This is a genomic window from Lysobacter niastensis (assembly GCF_031457115.1).
GTDB lineage: Bacteria > Pseudomonadota > Gammaproteobacteria > Xanthomonadales > Xanthomonadaceae > Lysobacter_J > Lysobacter_J niastensis_A.
In genome coordinates, this window is sequence record NZ_JAVDVY010000001.1 from 624,268 (window position 1) to 641,587 (window position 17,320).

12 protein-coding genes are annotated in these 17,320 nt (G+C 67.2%); 8 read left to right on the forward strand and 4 right to left on the reverse strand.

Annotated features, from left to right (window positions below):
* Positions 1-5 precede the first annotated feature (5 nt).
* Positions 6-515 carry a hypothetical protein gene (locus tag J2X06_RS02960; protein ID WP_310058073.1) on the reverse strand — a complete coding sequence of 170 codons (510 nt, stop codon included), beginning with the start codon at positions 513-515 and terminating at the stop codon, positions 6-8.
* Positions 516-1,633: 1,118 nt separating this feature from the next.
* Here J2X06_RS02960 and J2X06_RS02965 point away from each other — a divergent pair.
* The 3 genes from J2X06_RS02965 to pbpC all read left to right on the forward strand — a co-directional run bounded on the left by J2X06_RS02965 (position 1,634) and on the right by pbpC (position 10,441).
* Positions 1,634-2,017 (forward strand): hypothetical protein, encoded by a 384-nt coding sequence (locus J2X06_RS02965; protein WP_310058076.1) that lies wholly within the window; start codon positions 1,634-1,636, stop codon positions 2,015-2,017.
* Between the two features lie 88 nt (positions 2,018-2,105).
* Positions 2,106-7,982 (forward strand): alpha-2-macroglobulin family protein, encoded by a 5,877-nt coding sequence (locus J2X06_RS02970; protein WP_310058079.1) that lies wholly within the window; start codon positions 2,106-2,108, stop codon positions 7,980-7,982.
* A 116-nt stretch (positions 7,983-8,098) separates the two neighbouring features.
* Positions 8,099-10,441: a penicillin-binding protein 1C gene (gene pbpC / locus J2X06_RS02975; RefSeq protein WP_310058082.1), complete on the forward strand. Its 2,343-nt coding sequence runs from the start codon at positions 8,099-8,101 to the stop codon at positions 10,439-10,441.
* A 1-nt stretch (position 10,442) separates the two neighbouring features.
* On the opposite strand, the gene J2X06_RS02980 is transcribed toward pbpC, so the two are convergent.
* On the reverse strand, positions 10,443-10,586 hold the full coding sequence (locus tag J2X06_RS02980) for a ThuA domain-containing protein (protein ID WP_310061174.1): 144 nt from the start codon (positions 10,584-10,586) through the stop codon (positions 10,443-10,445).
* A gap of 377 nt (positions 10,587-10,963) precedes the next feature.
* Between J2X06_RS02980 and fabA the strand changes: the two genes are divergently transcribed.
* The 5 genes from fabA (at position 10,964) to J2X06_RS03005 (ending at position 14,081) form a co-directional block, all read left to right on the forward strand.
* Positions 10,964-11,479: a 3-hydroxyacyl-[acyl-carrier-protein] dehydratase FabA gene (fabA, locus tag J2X06_RS02985; RefSeq protein ID WP_310058084.1), complete on the forward strand. Its 516-nt coding sequence runs from the start codon at positions 10,964-10,966 to the stop codon at positions 11,477-11,479.
* Positions 11,479-12,705 carry a beta-ketoacyl-ACP synthase I gene (gene fabB / locus J2X06_RS02990; protein WP_310058087.1) on the forward strand — a complete coding sequence of 409 codons (1,227 nt, stop codon included), beginning with the start codon at positions 11,479-11,481 and terminating at the stop codon, positions 12,703-12,705. Before fabA ends, fabB begins: the two co-directional genes overlap by 1 nt.
* Positions 12,706-12,903: 198 nt before the next feature.
* A complete protein-coding gene (locus tag J2X06_RS02995; RefSeq protein ID WP_310058089.1) occupies positions 12,904-13,395 on the forward strand; it encodes a DnrO protein in 492 nt (163 codons plus the stop codon).
* An 89-nt stretch (positions 13,396-13,484) separates the two neighbouring features.
* The gene (locus tag J2X06_RS03000) at positions 13,485-13,820 is read left to right on the forward strand and encodes a DUF2249 domain-containing protein (protein ID WP_310058091.1); all 336 of its coding nucleotides are present in this window, start codon (positions 13,485-13,487) and stop codon (positions 13,818-13,820) included.
* Positions 13,821-13,832: 12 nt separating this feature from the next.
* Positions 13,833-14,081, forward strand: coding sequence for a hypothetical protein (locus J2X06_RS03005; protein WP_310058093.1), 249 nt, complete (start codon positions 13,833-13,835; stop codon positions 14,079-14,081).
* A 28-nt stretch (positions 14,082-14,109) separates the two neighbouring features.
* Here J2X06_RS03005 and J2X06_RS03010 read toward each other — a convergent pair whose 3' ends face one another.
* Together J2X06_RS03010 and J2X06_RS03015 are read right to left on the reverse strand one after the other, a co-directional pair.
* Positions 14,110-15,225, reverse strand: a complete 1,116-nt coding sequence (locus J2X06_RS03010; protein ID WP_310058096.1) for a PLP-dependent cysteine synthase family protein — start codon at positions 15,223-15,225, stop codon at positions 14,110-14,112.
* A gap of 10 nt (positions 15,226-15,235) precedes the next feature.
* The gene (locus tag J2X06_RS03015) at positions 15,236-17,191 is read right to left on the reverse strand and encodes a pyridoxal phosphate-dependent decarboxylase family protein (RefSeq protein WP_310058099.1); all 1,956 of its coding nucleotides are present in this window, start codon (positions 17,189-17,191) and stop codon (positions 15,236-15,238) included.
* Positions 17,192-17,320 lie beyond the last annotated feature (129 nt).

The window sequence follows — 17,320 nt, forward strand, 5'->3', positions numbered from 1 at the left end:
ACGCCTTAAGCAGCGGGCGGCGCCACGTTGCCGGCGTTGCCGTTGCCGTTGCCGCTGGTCTCGCTGCGGCTGCCATTGCCTTCGAACCGCCGCCCCAGCAACTTGCGCAACGCCTCCACGCCTTCGCGTTTGCCCGCAGTCTTGAGATACGAATAGCCCTCCAGCGCGGCGACCATCACATCGCTTCCCAACGCCATGTCGGTGTGGTGCGCCTTCTCCAGTAGCTTGGTCAGGCGCACGACGCGCGCGTTGAGGGCATCGTGCGAGGCCAGGTCGCGCCGCATCTCTTCGATGTCGAAGCTGCGCGGCATCAGCGCCGCGTTCTCGGCGATCACATCCAGCGCCGTGCGGCAGAACGCCACCGACCCGTCTCCCATCTTGACCACCCGCTGCCGCTCGTCCAGCGACAGCGCGACCAGCATCGGTTCCAGTGCCGCAGTCAGCGCGTTGATCGCCGCATCCGCCTGCGCCCACTGCTCGGCCGACAGATGCTGCTGTGCGTAGTTCTGGTTCATCTTCCTTGTCTCCTTGTGGTAACGCTCCTGCACGGCCCCCATGGCCGTACGCGGCCAGCTTAATCCCCGTGGAGCAGCGCCCGCACGTGCGCGTACACCTGTGCGAGAAGTCACCTTTGATGCGCTGAGGGTGTACTCATCTCCTTCGCGCAGTCGCCTCATACCCTCCGTGCACGCACCCTGGCACGCCCGCGCGTTGAGCCCGACCCCTGCGTGCACGGTCCCTTCGCCTCCGCATGCGGAGGTGTCCTGGGGGTCGCGCGCAGGTCCCAGGCTCCGCCGCCAGCCGCCAACCCCTCCGCGCACGCACCTCAACCCCTGCGCCGACGCACGTCCCGACGGGGGGCGGCGCAGCCCGCTGCCTGCGTGCACGAAGGGTCACCGCCCGAACCGTGCACCTGGCCCCCTCCGCTCAAGGACCGCCAAGCCTCCGCGCGCGGAGGGTGTAGGTCGAGTGTGTGCACGCTGGACCCTGCGGTAGGGGGCGGCCGGCGGTCGGCATAACGCGCGAGCCAGGGGTGACACTTCGCATCACTGCGCGACAAAAGTGCGGTTTCGAACCTCCCGGCACCTTGCGTCGTTTCGGGGCGAAAGGCCGCCTGGAGTGACGACATGCGAAAGGAACATCCCGTCGCGCTCGCTCATTGCGTTGCGGTTGACCAAGCCGCTCACGTGCGGCGGAGGGCTGATGGATAACCTGTTGAAGCTGTTGGCATACCGGCGCTTGACGCACCAGGGGGCCAGCCTGAACATCCGGTGCTATACCCCGTATGTGGGGCCTACTAGGCGTTAGAGGTCACGCGATGAGCAATGCTGGCTGTGAAATATGCCGACATGGCGTGTCCTCCGGCGAGTACTCGCCCTTTGAGAGTGGGAGTGCGCAACCTGCACGTGTTGCCGACTCGATCGAGGCACAGGCACAACTGCATCACTGCAGTCTTTGCGGGGCGTGGTGGCAATTCAATGCCCGCGAGGCTCACGTCATTTCAGAGACTGAGGCAAAGCAGATATTCCATGCTTACTTCTCTCGGCGTTGATTCCCTCGGAGCGATGACCTCTAACAATTCATTCAAGCCGAAGCCGCTTCGCGGCTCGGCTTAATTCAGGCGTTAGGCGCCATGGCAACCTTCGACGGCCGTGAAAACCCCTACCAAGCACCGCAGGCTCAGATGAGCCAGGAGAGGACAATCGGCTCTCCTCGGCGCCGGTTCTTGCTTAGCTGTCTTGGTTGGTTCTTGCCGGTCCCTGCCGTGGCAATGCTTCTGTTCTATCTTTTGCCCAACTGGATTCTTGTAGTTCTGGTCAGCCTGGTCGTGCTGTGGATGGCAACGGTCACATGGGTCATTCGGGCTCATCGCAGCACCGGCTTCGCCTATCGGGCTACTGTGGCGGTCGGCCTCACCATTTCTCTAGCCATCTGTTTTGCGCTCGGCTCGGCTTTGCTTCTCGCCCCAATCTTTAGCAAACCCATAGATGTCACGCTTCCTCAGCGTGGCACCTAACAATTCATTCAAGCCGAAGCCGCTTCGCGGCTCGGCTTAATTGCGACACGGCACTGGTAAGTCACCCACGGATCGGAACGGGACAGCTATGCAGCCACCCTCATCGACGTCGCAATCGGCAGACACCCAGGCCGGTTCGGAAGGCGTTGCGCCCGGCATGGCGCAACGCGTCTTTGGACAATTCGCCTGGCAGCCGCCGGCCTGGCTGTCGTCGCTCACAACGAAACTTCGCCAGCGCCCGCGCCTGTATCTGGGCGCGCTTGCCGGGCTGATGCTGGTCGCCGGATTGGGGTGGTGGCTGGCGACGAGGCCGACACCGGTGGTGCCGGGAGCTCTGGAGGTCACAGTCGACGCACCGGACCTGACCGATTACACCAAGACGCCGGCCAAGATTGATCCGTTGCGCCTGACCTTCTCCGGTTCGGCCGCGCCCATCACCAAGGTGGGCGCCGTGCCCGAAGGCGTCGTCCTGGCTCCGGAACTCAAGGGCGCATGGGTCTGGCAGGACGACCACACCCTGGTGTTCACCCCGGCCGGCGATTGGCCGGTGGGTGCGAAGTACGAAGTCCGCCTCGACACCCAACGCGCCCTCGCTCGCGGCGTGAAGCTGGGCAAGGACGAATTCGAGTTCGAAACCTCGCCATTCAGGGCCTCTCTGGCGAAGAGCGAGTTCTACCAGGACCCGCTCGATCCGAACTTGAAGAAAGGGGTCTTCGAGGTCTCTTTCTCGCATCCGGTCGATGCCGCGCAGTTCGAACGCCGCATCCGTCTGCAACTGGCCGATGGCGCCGGCACCGCCCTGGCCGCACCCGAAAAAACTGTGAGCTACGACGAGCGACGCCTGAAAGGCTGGGTCCACTCGGCCCCGCTGCAGCTGCCGGAGAACGGCGGCACCCTGAAGCTGGAGATCGCCCAGGGTGTCACCAGCCTGCTCGGCGGCGACGGCACCCGCGAACCCGTCAGCGGCAATGTCGTGCTGCCCTCGCTCTACAGCGTCAACATCACCGGCGTCACGCCGACGCTGGTGGACAACGAGCGCTTCGAACCGGAACAGGTGCTCGTCATCGAGTTCAACAACGCGATGCGCGACACCGACGTCGCCGGCGCGGTGCGGGCCTGGCTGCTACCGGCGAAGAATCCCAAGGTGCCGCTCAAGCAGCAACCCGGCAACTACGACTGGTCGGAAGGCGAGATCGACGAAGCGCTGTTGAAGAAATCGACGCCGCTGCCGCTCACCGCCGTACCGACCGAGCGCGAGTACATCGAGACCCACAGCTTCAAGTACGTCGCGCCGCCCAACCGGCGCGTCTACGTGCGGGTGGCGAAGGGGCTCAAGGCTTTTGGCGGTTTCATCCTCGGCTCCAGCTACGCGACCGTCGCCGCCGTCCCCGAGATTCCGCCGCTGCTGCGCTTCGTGGGCGATGGCGCGCTGCTGTCGCTGCGCGGCGAGCATCGCGTCAGCATCGTGTCGCGCAACGTGCCCAACGCGCGGCTGGAGATTGCACGGGTGCTGCCCGAGCAACTGCAGCACCTGGCCTTCTCCAACGAAGGCAGTTTCGCGCAGCCCTACCTCTCCGGCATCGAGGCAGACGACCTGGTCGAGCGCGAGGAGCGGCGCCTGAAGCTGCCGGCCGACCAGCCGGCCAAGGCGCACTACGAGGGCGTGGACCTGGGCGAGTACCTGAAGCCGTCGCGGCGCGGCGTCTTCCTGCTCAGCCTGCACACGCTCGACGAAGAGGACAGCGAAAAGCCTTCGGCGCAAACGCTGCGTGATGACGCCGGCGAAGAACAGGACAGCCGCCTGGTGGTGCTGACCGATCTGGGCATGATCGTCAAGAAGGCGCTGGATGGCAGCCGCGATGTCTTCATCCAGTCGCTCGCACAGGGCACGCCGGTGTCCGGCGCGAAGGTGCGGGCCATCGCGCGCAATGGCGAAACGCTGGTGGAAGCCGATACCGATGGGGGCGGTCGCGCCCACCTTCCATCGCTGGACGATTTCAAGCGCGAGAAGCGTCCGGTGATGCTGACCGTGTCGCAGGGCGAGGACTTCTCCTTCCTGCCGATCGACGATCGCGGCCGCGCGCTGGATTTTTCCCGCTTCGACATCGGCGGCCAACCGAACGAGATCGAAGGTGGCGCGCTCGATGCGTTCCTGTTTTCCGATCGAGGTCTGTATCGCCCCGGCGACACGATCCATCTGGGCATGATCGTTCGCGCGGCGGACTGGAAGCGTCCGTTGACCGGCCTGCCGCTCGAACTGGTCCTGACCGATCCGCGCGGCACCGTCGCGCAGCGCAAGCGCCTGCGACTGGGCAGCGTCGGGTTCGAAGGCGTCGATTACACGCCGGCCGAGAGCGCGCCCAGCGGTACCTGGGAGGCCAGGCTGTACCTGCTCGGCAAGGACGACGACACCGCACCGACCAGCATCGGCTCGACGTCGGTGCAGGTGCGCGAGTTCGCGCCCGACACGATGCGCGTGCGCGCGCAGTTCTCCACGGAAAATCCGCAAGGCTGGGTCAAGCCCGATGACCTGTCGGTCACGGTGACGGCGGAAAACCTGATCGGCACTCCCGCGCAGCAGCGTCGGGTGGCCGCAACCATGGTGCTGCGGCCGTCGTTCCCGCGTTTTGCTGCGTACCCGGACTACCGGTTCTACGATCCGCAACGCGCCAAGGAAGGCTACGACGAGGAACTCACCGACGCGAAGACCGACAACGACGGTCGCGCGAAGTTCGTGCTCGACATGAAGAAGTACGAGCGTGCGACCTACCAGCTGAGCTTCCTCGCTCGCGCGTACGAGCCCGGCAGCGGCCGCAACGTCGCCGCGCAAGCCAGCACCCTGGTGTCGAACAACGACTTCCTGGTGGGCATCAAGGCACAGGATGACCTGGGCTATGTCGCACGCGACGCCAAACGCGCGGTGCAGCTGCTGAGCATCGGGCAGGACGGCAAACCCAGGCAGGTGACGGGGTTGCAGGCGGTGGTGGTCGAGCGCCGCTACGTCTCGGTGCTGACGAAGCAGCCATCGGGCACCTACCGCTACGTGTCCCACGAGCGCCGTTTTGACCGCAAGCGCTATGCACTGCAGCTCGCCGGTGGTCGCCAGGCGGTGGCGCTGCCGACCGGCCAGCCCGGCGATTTCGCACTGGAAATCCGCGGCAGCGACGACAAGCCGCTCAACCAGATCGATTTCCGCGTGACCGGCGCCGCCAACCTGTCGCGCGCACTGGACCGCAATGCCGAGCTGGCCCTGAGCCTGTCCCAGCCCAGCTACCGGCCCGGCGACACCATCGAAGTCAGCGTACGCGCACCCTATCCAGGCAGCGGCCTGATCACGCTGGAACGCGATCATGTGTTTGCCCACGTCTGGTTCCGTGCGGACACCACCAGCAGCGTGCAGAAGATCCAGATACCGGCGGATTTCGAAGGCAACGGCTACGTCAACGTGCAGTTCCTGCGCGATCCGAACTCCGACGAAATCTTCATGAGTCCGTTGTCGTACGGCGTGGTGCCGTTCGCGGTCGATCGTGCCGCGCGCACGCAACCGCTCGAGATCCGGCTGCCGGCCATCGCCAAACCGGGCGTGCCGGTCACGGCCGACATCACCACGACCGGCAAGGCCCGCGTGGTGCTGTTCGCGGTGGATGAAGGCATCCTGCAGGTGGCCCGTTACCGCGTCGAGCATCCGCTCGATCATTTCTTCAAGAAGCGGATGCTCCAGGTCGACACGGCGCAGATCCTGGACCTGGTGCTTCCCGAGTTCAGCCGGCTGGCGGCCGCGACCGCGCCCGGCGGCGACAGCGAGGGCGATCTGGCGAAGAACCTCAATCCATTCAAGCGCAAGGCCGAGAAGCCGGCGGTCTGGTGGTCGGGGATCATCGATGTCGATGGCCGCAGGCAGTTCACCTACACGCTGCCCGACCATTTCAATGGGCAGGTGCGCGTAGTCGCATTGGCGGTCACGCCGGAACGGATCGGGTTGAAGGAAACCACGCAGCTGGTCCGCGGCGATTTCGTCCTCACACCGACGGTGCCGACGCACCTCGCGCCGGGCGACGAGTTCGAGCTTCCCGTGGGTGTGGCCAATACCATCGCAGGCGCAAAGGCCGCAGCCGATGTGGCGGTGACCGTGAAGCTGCCGCCACAGCTGGCTCCGGTGGGCAGTGCGGCGCAATCGCTCAGCCTGCAACCCGGCCGCGAAGGCAGCGTCCGCTTCCGGCTGCGCGCAGGCGCCACGCCGGGTACGGCGGCCGTCGTGGTAGTTGCGCAGTCCGGCAAGTTCCGTGCGCAGCGCCGGATCGAGGTCTCGGTGCGGCCCGCCGTCACCGCGCGCCAGGACCTGCGAGTGGGACGCGCGGATCACGCCGTGGAACTGAAAGAGCTGCGCGCGATGTACAACCAGTTCGCGACGCGGCAACTGTCGGCCTCGGCTTCTCCGTTGCTCGCGGTCGATGGGCTGAGCGCGTACCTGCAGGACTATCCGCACCTGTGCACCGAACAGCTGCTGAGCCAGGCGATGCCGGCGCTGGTGCTGGAGGCGCATCCGGAGCTGGGCAAGGTCGTGACGTCGTCGAAGAAGCCGGCGATGGACATCATCGATGTGCTGCGTTCGCGCCAGAACAGCGAAGGCGGCATCGGTTTGTGGGCGGCGACGCCCGATGCCGACCCGTTCGTGACCGGCTACGCCGCGCTGTACCTGCTGGAGGCCCGCGAGCACGGCAAGCCGGTTCCCGACGACGTGATCGCCTCGCTCAATCGCTATCTGGAAGCGCAGGCCGCCGATCGCTCCGGCCATTCGCTGCCAGCGCTGCGCAGCCGCGCCCTGGCCGTCTATCTGCTGATCCGCCAGGGCCGCACGGCCAGCAACCTGCTCGGCGCCGTGCACGAGCAGCTCAAGCGCGACCAGCCCAAGGCGTGGGAAGACGACGTCGCCGGGTTGTTCGTTGCTACCAGCTACCAGCTGCTGCAACAGGACAAGGCGGCGCGGCCGCTCGCCACGAAGGCGATCGTGCGGGCCAATCGGTCCTCTCCAGTCGCGCCTATTCCTTACAGCGCGTTCTACGACGACGGCATCGCCCAGGCGTGGACGGTGTACCTGGTCAACAAGCACTTCAGCGCCCAACGCAAGCAGTTGCAGACCGTCGCACTGGAGCGCCTGCTCGACCCCATGCGCACCAATCGCTACAACACGTTGTCGTCGGCACTCACCGTGCTGGCGATGGACAGCTACGCCAACGCCTCCAAACAGCCGCTTCCGGCACTGCAGGCCGCAGGCAAGGACGGCAAGGCGCGCAACATCGGTGTCGCCCGGGGCGTGGTCGCACGCGGGACGTTTGCCGGCACCGACACGCGCCTTTGGGTGCGGCCGGCGGACAAGATGCCGGTGTGGTACCTGCTGAACCAGAGCGGCTTCGATCGCGTGATGCCAAAAGCGGTGCAGGACCATGGGCTGGAAGTCGTGCGCGACTACCTCGATGGTGCGGGCAAGCCGGTCGCGACGATCACGCAGGGTGACGAGATCACCGTGCGCCTGCGCGTGCGTTCGCTGGGCGTGTCCGCGCGCGGCGACATCGCGATCGTCGATCTGTTGCCGGGCGGTTTTGAGCCGGTGCTGCAGTATCCGGAAGCGGTAGCGCAGCCTCGGCCAACGCCCTCCGGAGAGTGCGAGGAATGCGAAGGCGAAGAAGGCGACGAATCCGGTTCGCCGAGTACCGCGCCACCAGCGCCGACGCTGGCGCTGCCCGGCTCGAGCTTTGCGCCGCAACATGTCGAGCAGCGCGAGGATCGCATCGTCCTTTACGGCTTCGTCGGTGCGCAGGTGACCGAGTTCCGCTATCGCGTTCGCGCTGGCAACACGGGCAAATTTGTTGTTGCCCCGATCTTCGCCGAGTCGATGTACGACCGCTCCGTTTATGCGCAGGGTGGCCCGGCCGGCTTCCTGCAGGTGAGCGCGCCCAAGCCATGAGCGACTTTTCCTTCGGTCGTCCTGTCCGAGCCGCCACGCCCGCGCGCGCGTGGTCAAGGGGCTGAGCCACGGGGCCAATGATGGTTCGTGTCGCGCCGCGTCGAAGGATTCCCCGATTGCGCACGCTGCTGGTTGCGTGCGCGGTCCTGGCCATCGCGCTGCTGGCCATCCGCTACTGGCCGCGCCCGCCGCTGTGGGATTCGGTACCGCTGTCGACCGCCGTCCACGACGACCACGACCACCTGCTGCGCCTTACCACCGCTGCGGACCAGCGTTATCGCCTGTGGGTACCGCTGGCGGAGATCTCGCCGACCCTGGTCGACGCCGTCCTGCTGCACGAAGACGCCTGGTTCCGGCGCCATCCCGGCGTCAATCCGGTCAGCCTGGCGCGCGGCGCATGGAGTACCTACGTAACCGGTTCGGCGCGCATCGGCGGCTCGACCATCACCATGCAGCTGGCGCGCCTGCACTGGCGACTCGACACGCGCACGCCACGAGGCAAGCTGGTGCAGATCCTGCGCGCCCTGCAGCTGGAGTCGTGCTACAGCAAGGACGACATCCTCGAGGCCTACCTCAACCTTGCGCCTTACGGCGGCAATATCGAAGGGGTTGGCGCCGCAAGCCAGATCTACTTCCGCAAAGCGGCCGATCAGCTCACCCTGCCCGAAGCCCTGACCCTCGCAGTACTGCCTCAGGCCCCATCGCGCCGCGGCCGGCTGTCCATGCACGGCGGCGATTCCGACGCTTATCCCGGTGAGGGACTCGAAGCGGCCCGTTCGCGTCTATACCGGCGCTGGCGCAGCGAACACGGTGGCGATCCATCGCTCGATGCGTTGATGCAACTGCCGCTGCGGCTGCGCACGTCCTCGAAACTGCCGTTCAAGGCGCCGCATTTCGTCGACCGCATCCTGGCCGATCGCAGCTGGCATCCGCAGGCGGGTTCGAACCTGCGCACCACGCTCGACGCGCGCCTGCAGCGCCTGCTCGAAGAGCGCGTCGCCAACCACCTGCAACGCGAGCGCGAACGCGGACTGCGAAATGCCGTGGCGATGCTGGTGGACACGCGCGACATGAGCGTGCGCGCGCTGGTCGGCTCAGCCGATTACTTCGATGCAAGCATAGACGGACAGGTCAACGGCACCTCGGCCAAGCGCTCGCCGGGATCGACGCTCAAGCCCTTCATCTACGCATTGGCGCTGGATCAGGGAGTGCTGCATCCGGCCACGGTGCTACGCGATGTGCCCACGGCCTTCGGTCCCTACACGCCGGAGAACTTCGATGGTCGCTTCCTCGGCCCGGTCACGGCCACGGATGCGTTGATCCGCAGCCGCAACATCCCCGCTGTCGGCGTCGCCTCCAGGCTTACGCAACCCAGTTTCTACGAATTCCTGCGCCGTGCCGGTATCGGCCGCATGGCGAGCGAGCAGCACTATGGCCTCGCACTGGTGCTCGGCGGCGGCGAGGTCAGCATGGAAGAGCTGGCGCGGATGTACGCGATGCTCGGCAACGACGGCCGCCTGCGCTCGCTGCGCTGGCGTCAGAGTGATCCCGAGGAAGTCGGCACGGCCCTGATCAGCCCGGAAGCCGCCTTCATCACGCGCGACATGCTGCGCCAGAACCCGCGTCCCGATGCGGGCGCGCTGTTCGCCACGGGCGGGCCACCGGTGTATTGGAAGACCGGAACGTCCTGGGGCTTTCGCGACGCGTGGAGCGCGGGCCTGGTGGGGCCTTACGCTTTGGTGGTGTGGCTGGGCAACTTCGACGGCTCCAGCAATCCGGCCCTGATTGGCGTGGAGGCCGCGGCTCCGTTGTTCTTCGACATCGTCGACGGATTGCAGGCCGCGCACGTCGACCTTGCCGAGCCGCCACGGCAATGGCCGCTCAACCTCAAGCGCGTGGAGATCTGCCGCGCCAGTGGCGATTTGCCCAACACCTGGTGCCCGCAGCGTGGCGACACCTGGTTCATCCCGGGCAAATCGCCGATCCGCATCAGCACCGTGCATCGCGCCGTGGCGATCGATCGCGCCACCGGCCAGGTCGCGTGCGGGCCGTTCAATCCGCGCACGATGCAGATGGAAGTCTTCGAGTTCTGGCCGTCCGACCTCGCCCGGGTATTCGCCCAGGCCGGCATGCCGCGTCGCCGGCCACCGCCAGGCAGCGATTGCGCCGGTTCGCAGGCCTGGCTCGGTTCGCCCCCTGGCATCACCTCACCCTACCGTGCGACCCGCTACACGATGCGGCTGTCCCATCCGGAGCAGGCCAGCCTCAACCTGGCCGCCACCGTCGATGCCGATGTGTCGCGACTGTACTGGTTTGCCGGCGGCAGTTTCATCGGCGACTCGGCGGCGGGCGATCCGGTCGCGTGGACGCCGCCGCATGCGGGACGTTTCCGGCTATCGGTCGTCGACGATCACGGCCGCGAGGATGCGCGCGAGATAGAAGTGGCGATCGTGCAGTGATTCAGCACTTGTCCGAACGCCCGGCCGCATAGCGCAGGCCTTGTCGCAGCGGCGCCAGGAAGTGGGGGTCGGCGTAGACAGCGTCATCATGGCCCAAGCCGGTGTACCAGCTGCGTCCGCCGTCGAAGGCGTGGCGTCCGGTGATCGGATGGTCCTTGCCATCGTGCCGCCCTGGTACGAGGCCTCATCCACGGTGGCGCGGACCTCGACCTGCCCGCGCGGGTTATTGCGGTAGTTATGGAGCTCGTCGCGGATCGGCCAGGGCGCGCCGGCGGGTTGGCCGCCGCGCTCCGGATGCACCGGGGGGCCGCGCGGTCCGCCCCCGCAGCCGGGTCGATCTCGACAGATCGGGAAAATTCATGGTCCCGTTCATCGTCGCTGCCGCCGTCCGAGCGCGCTCACATCAATGCCGCACTCACCATGCGCTACCGCATGGCGGCCGATACTTGATACCGATCATCCGCAAGACACCGAAAGTGCCGCAAACTCTACGGTCTACCCCAAGCGGCCCAGTCCAAGTCCATGTCACGCCCTGCTTCACTCGATACCTCGCAATTGCTCGCATGCGCCAACGGCGAACTGTTCGGTCCCGGCAATGCGCGCCTGCCGGCGCCGCCGATGTTGATGTTCGACCGCATCACCCGCGTCGACGAAACCGGCGGTGCGTTCGGCAAGGGCCAGCTGGTCGCCGAACTCGATATCCGCCCCGACCTGTGGTTCTTCGCGTGTCACTTCGAAGGCGATCCGGTGATGCCCGGTTGCCTGGGCCTGGACGCGATGTGGCAGCTCGCCGGCTTCTATCTGCCGTGGCTTGGCGAGCCGGGTCGCGGTCGCGCACTGGGCGTGGGTGAAGTGAAGTTCACCGGCCAGGTGTTGCCGACGGCCAAGCTCGTGCGCTACGAGATCGATGTGAAGCGCGTGTTGCGCGGCAAGCTGCGGCTGGTCATTGCCGACGGCCGCACCTACGTCGACGATCGCTTGATCTACGAGGCCGAAGGCCTGCGCGTGGGCTTGTTCCAATCGACGGAGAGCTTCTGATGCGCCGCGTCGTCGTCACGGGAATCGGTATCGTCTCACCGCTGGGCAACGACGCGGCGACGGTCGCCTCGGCGCTGCGCGAGGGGCGCAGCGGTTTGCGCGCGATGCCGGACTACGCCGAACGTGGCCTGCGCAGCCAGGTCGCGGGGGCGTGCGACATCGATCTGGACGCCGCGATCGATCGAAAGCTCAAGCGCTTCATGGGCGATGCCGCTGCCTATGCCTACGTGTCGATGCGTGACGCGATCGCCGACGCCGGCCTGGACGATGAGGCCGTGCGCAACCCGCGCACCGGCGTGATCGCCGGCTCCGGCGGCGGTTCGGCGCAGTGGCAGATCGAGACCGGCGACCTGCTGCGCGAAAAAGGCGTGCGCCGTGTCGGCCCGTACATGGTGCCGCGCACGATGTGCTCGACGGTGTCGGCCACGCTCGCCACCGCGTTCGGCATCCGCGGCGTGAGCTACTCGCTGTCCGCCGCATGCGCGACCTCGGCGCACTGCATCGGCGCCGCCGCCGACCTGATCAGGCACGGCGTGCAGGACATCGTCTTCGCCGGTGGCGGCGAAGAACTGCACTGGGGCCTGACCTGCCAGTTCGACGCGATGGGCGCGCTGTCCACGCAATACAACAACACGCCCGAGCACGCCTCGCGTCCTTACGATGCAGGCCGCGACGGATTCGTCATCGGATCCGGCGGCGGCATGCTGGCGCTGGAGGACTATGAGCACGCGAAGGCCCGGGGCGCGCACATCCACGCCGAGCTGGTCGGCTATGGCGTCACCTCCGACGGCGCCGACATGGTCGCGCCCAACGGCGAAGGCGCGGTGCGCTGCATGCGCATGGCCATGGCGGGAATGGAGGGCCAGGATGGAGATGTCGGCCGCATCGACTACCTCAACACCCACGGTACTTCGACGCCGCTGGGCGACATCGTCGAACTCGAAGCGGTGCGTGCCGCGTTCGCAGGCGACGTGCCGCCGCTGTCCTCGACCAAGGCGCTGACCGGGCATTCACTGGGTGCGGCCAGCGTGCACGAGGCGATCTACAGCCTGCTGATGCTGCGCGGCGGGTTCATGGCTGCTTCGTCGAACATCGAAACGCTGGATCCACGCGCCGAGGGCTTCCCGGTGCTGCGCGAAATGCGCGAGGCGCCGTTGCGCACGGTGATGTCGAACAGTTTCGGCTTTGGCGGAACCAACGCGACGCTGGTGTTCGCGAAGGTCTGATCCGCGGGATGGTGGGTGATGAAAACCCATCATCCGACATGCCGTACGAGACAGGTTCCACCATCCTGGTTTGGGTGTCCGTTGCCTTGGCGCGGACCCCATCCTCGCCTCCCCATTCCATTCGAGACGGGTTCGGCCCTCCACAATCGTGGGCGCCATTGACCTATGTCAGGTCGACCGGCGTCGCGCGGAGCCACGATGGAGACCGATCAACCACGGAGGTGCCGCATGCGATTCCTTCTGTTTCCGCTGACGCTGCTGTGCGTGACCGGCCTCATGGGCGAGCCGGCGCGCGCGCAGCACCACGCGTCGCATGACCAGGCGGGCGCCTCCCGTTCCATCCCGGCTGCGGGGCAGCGCTGGGGCACCGATGCGCCGCTGCGCGAGGGCATGCAGGGCATCCGTGTCGCGGTCGATGCGCTCGGCCATTATCAACACGGCCATATGGGCCCGGATCAGGCCGTGCTGCTCGCGGATAAAATCGAAGGCCACGTGCGCGACATGATCGCCCACTGCACGCTGGCGCCGGACGCCGACGCTGCGCTGCACGCGATCATCGCGCCGCTGCTGAGCAACGCCGGTGCGCTCAGGCGCGATCCCGGCGACCTGACCGTCATCGCGCCGATGCGCAAGGCGGTGGCCGATTACGCGCGCCAGTTCGACGATCCGGCCGCGCAGCGGGCGAAGTAATGCGGTATCGCTGCGCGGGCGCTTCGCCGGATTCCATGCAATTGCATCCGGCCTGATCCAGATCAATGGCAGTGCCTGCGCGGCCGGCGATGCTGAAGCCTCCGCAAAGAAGCGATGGTGCATCGATGATTTCTTCCCTCAACACCCAGCAGGTTTTTCCCTTCGATGCCCGTGGCATCGGCAAGCGCTTCCGTCATGCGGCGATCCTCGGCGCGCTCGATGCACTCAACCCCGGCGAGACGATGCGCTTCGTCAATGACCACGATCCGCTGCCGCTGCTCGTGCAGTTGCAGCAGCGCTATGGCGACGCGCTGCTCATCGAGTATCGCGCCCGTGAAGCGGGTGGCGTCATGATCGACTTCACCGTGGCCGGCGGCGGCCCCGCCGATGACGAAGGCGGCAACTGCTGCGGCAGTTGCGGCTGAGGCGGGCCTGCAATGACCGAGCGTATCGCCGGTTGGCGCTGCATCGGCTGCGGCAAGGTCGATGCGCCGCAGCCGTGCGTGGGCGTGTGCCAGGACCGCAAGGTTGAACTGGTCCTGGCCGGCGACTACGACGCGTTGCTGGCACGCACGCAGGAACTCGAATCGGCCCTGGCCCTGATCGCGCGCATCACGCCGCGTGAGGGCGAGTGGGAAGCCTCGTGGCGGGCGCTGCAGGAACGGGCGCGGCAGGTGTTGAAGTAATACCGCCGGCTTTTGAAAGCCAAAGGCCTTACGGCCAGTTGCCCGAAGCCATGCACTGGGCGATGCGTGCGCGCGCCGGCATCGGATCGACGCCGCGTGCGCGCAACCAGTCGCGATCGAACAGCGTCTGTTCGTAGCGCTCGCCGCGGTCGCACAGCAGGCTGACGATGCTGCCACGCTCGCCACGTGCGCGCATCGATGCGGCCAGTTGCAGGCAAGCGACCAGGTTGGTCCCCGACGAGCCGCCGTAGCGGCGTCCGAACAGTTCTTCCAGCCGCCATGCGGCGGCGATGGAGTCGGCGTCATCGACCTCGATCACCTGGTCGACCACGTCGAAGATGAAGCCCGATTCGACCCTGGGCCGGCCGATGCCTTCGATCAGCGTCGGCCGGCTTGCGCGTGCCTGCGGATCGCGCGTGTGCCAGCCATGGACGAAGCCGCTGCCGGCCGGTTCGGCGACGCACAGCCGGGTGCGCAGGCCGCGATAGCGCAGGTATCGGCCGATCGTCGCAGACGTGCCCCCGGTGCCGGCGCCGCAGACGATCCAGGTGGGTTCCGGATCGGGCTCGCGTGCCATCTGCTCGATGATCGACTCGGCGATGTTGTTGTTGCCGCGCCAGTCGGTGGCACGTTCGGCCAGGCCGAACTGGTCGAGATGGCAGGCGCCGCGCGCGGCGTGCCAGGCCGCGCGCGCGTGCACGTCGGCGGGATCGTCCACCAGGTCGCAGGTGCCGCCGAGCGCCTCGACATCGGCGATCTTGCGCGGCGCGGTGCAGGCCGGCATCACCGCGACGAAGGGCAGTCCCAGCAGGCGTGCGAACCATGCCTCCGAAATCGCCGTGCTGCCCGAGGAGGCATCGACGACGGTCTGTCCCTCATGCAGGCGGCCGTTACACAGCGCATAGAGGAACAGCGAACGCGCGAGGCGATGCTTGAGGCTGCCCGTCGGATGGGCCGCCTCGTCCTTGAAATAGAAGGCGATGCCGGGAAAGCCCGGCAGGTCCACGCGCAGCAGATGGGTGTCGGCCGAGCGCGCGGCTTCCTGCTGAAGTTTCGCCAGCGCGGCCCGGCTCCAGTCGCGCTGCGCGGCACACGTGGCGCGAACCGCATCGAAGGCAACGGGCGCGGTGATCGGGAGCGACATGGCGGCCGCCTCAGGCCAACGCACGCACGAGCGTGGCCAGGTAGTCGAAGTAGCGGTCGATGTAGCTGATGCCGTTCTCGCGGTCGATCAGGTAGGGGTTCATCAGCGTGTGCCTCAGGATCACCAGCCGGTCCGCATCCGGGCCGAAGGTCGCCGGGTCGAGTCGCAGTTGCACGACGATGCGTTGCAGTTCCGCCGCGGCGAGGGCGTCGGGTCGAAGCGTGGTCATCGAGCCGAAGAACTCCTTGACCTGCAGCGGCCGGTGCGGGTCGCAGCGCAGTTCCTCGTGCAGGCGTCGCGCGAATGCGTTGGCATGGCCGACGTCGCGGTTGCCGGCGGGATTGAGCGCGAGGCACACCAGGTTGCTGTCCGGCGCGAACGGCACGCAGGCGTGCACGATGTCGCCGAGTTCCTCGGCGAAACGTTCCGCGCGAGCGTGGAACGCTTCTGCGGCCAGCACCGTCTGTTTCGACAACTGGCCGAAGTGGGCGTGGTCCAGCGGCAGCACACGATGGGTGACGTACACGGCGGCCGCTGCGGCGCCGGCCTTGGAACCTTCCGGGACGAACTGGCCCAGGCGTCGGTAGCGCGCCATGTAGTCGGTGGCGCCTTCGCCGTCGAACACGTAGTCGGCCTCCTCGGCGAGCAGCGTCATCGCACGGTGATCGCGGCAGATGAAGGCGCCTGCGCCGTAGGGCAGGTAGCCGAGCTTGTGCGGATCGACGGTGACCGAATCCGTTTCGCCCAGCGCGGCGAATGCGGCGTGCACTTCCGGCTGCGGGAAACGGGCGAACTCCGAGCCGACCTCGGCGCGATCGCGCAGGCTGCCGTCGGGGTTGCGGAACAGTGTGGCGAGATAGCCGCCCCAGGCGCCGTCGACGTGGACGGTGAAGCCCAGTCCGCGCGAACGCATCGCGTCGCGCGCGGCGACCACCCGATCGACCGGATCAATGGTGCCGTATTCGGTGGTACCCAGCACCGCGACCACCATCAGCACCGGCTGGCGTTCGCGCAGGCAGCGCTCCAGCGCCTCCTGCAGGGCATCGGCGTCCAGGCGCATGCTGCGCTCGGGAAGCAGTTCCAGTTGTGCGCGACCCAGGCCGAGCAATTTGAGGCCCTTGCTCCACGAGTAGTGCGCGGTGACCGGCGCTAGTACGCGAGGCGGGCGCAGGTCTGTATGCCGCGCGAAGAAATCGGTCAGGCCCAGCGTCTCGATCCGTTCGGACTGCACCCGCATTTGCCAGGCGCTGCGTTGCAGGGACGACTGCGCGGCCAGCCAGCGTTGCCAGCGGCCCAGCAGCGCGATGGTGTCGTCGTTACCGAGATTGAATGCCTCCCAGTCGTCCTTCGGCACGCCGATGTCCGGCACGCCGGCGGCGCGCAGGGCCACCGGGAACGCCTTCGACGCCAGCGCCAGGCGCAACGCCTGGTAGTTGGCGAGCGTGCCGCCGGAGGTCAGGTGGCCGAAGGCGCACGCCTCGCGCGACGGATCGTCGGGGTAGCCGAGCATGCGGGCCAGTTGCAGGCCGGCGCGTATCTCCATTTCGACGGTGACGGGCGCGGCGTCCTCGCTGACGTTGTTCGGGTTGTAGGGCAGGGTGAGCAGCTGCGCGGCCAGTCCCGGCAGCAGCAGGTCCGAGGCCATGTGCCCGATGTAGCGCGGGCTGTGGAACGGCACCGACTTCTTCAGCGCCGCCGACAGGGTGTGCAGTTCGCGCCGCATGCGCGCCTCGAAGGCCTGGTAACCGGGCTGCTGCGCCGCGCGGGTGGGGATCGCCGGCGGGTCCTCCGGATGGAAGTTGCGCCGCCAGTACACGTGGTCGCGCAGGAATTCGACGACGAGCTTTTCCAGCAGGCCGTCGTTCTCGCCATAGGGGCCCAGGAAGCAGGCGTCGAGCGCGTCGCGGCCGAGGCGATCGGGCGCTTCCCCGATGGCATTGCGTGTGACCGCGAGGGGGATGTTCATGCTCGTCTCCGTGGCCGGCGCGGGCTGCCACCATGGCGCGGCGCGGACACGACCAGCGTATTGATCGCCGCGCACGGGGCGTTGATGCAGGTCAAGCGCGACGCCGGTGCCCCCGCGGAGCTAATCCAG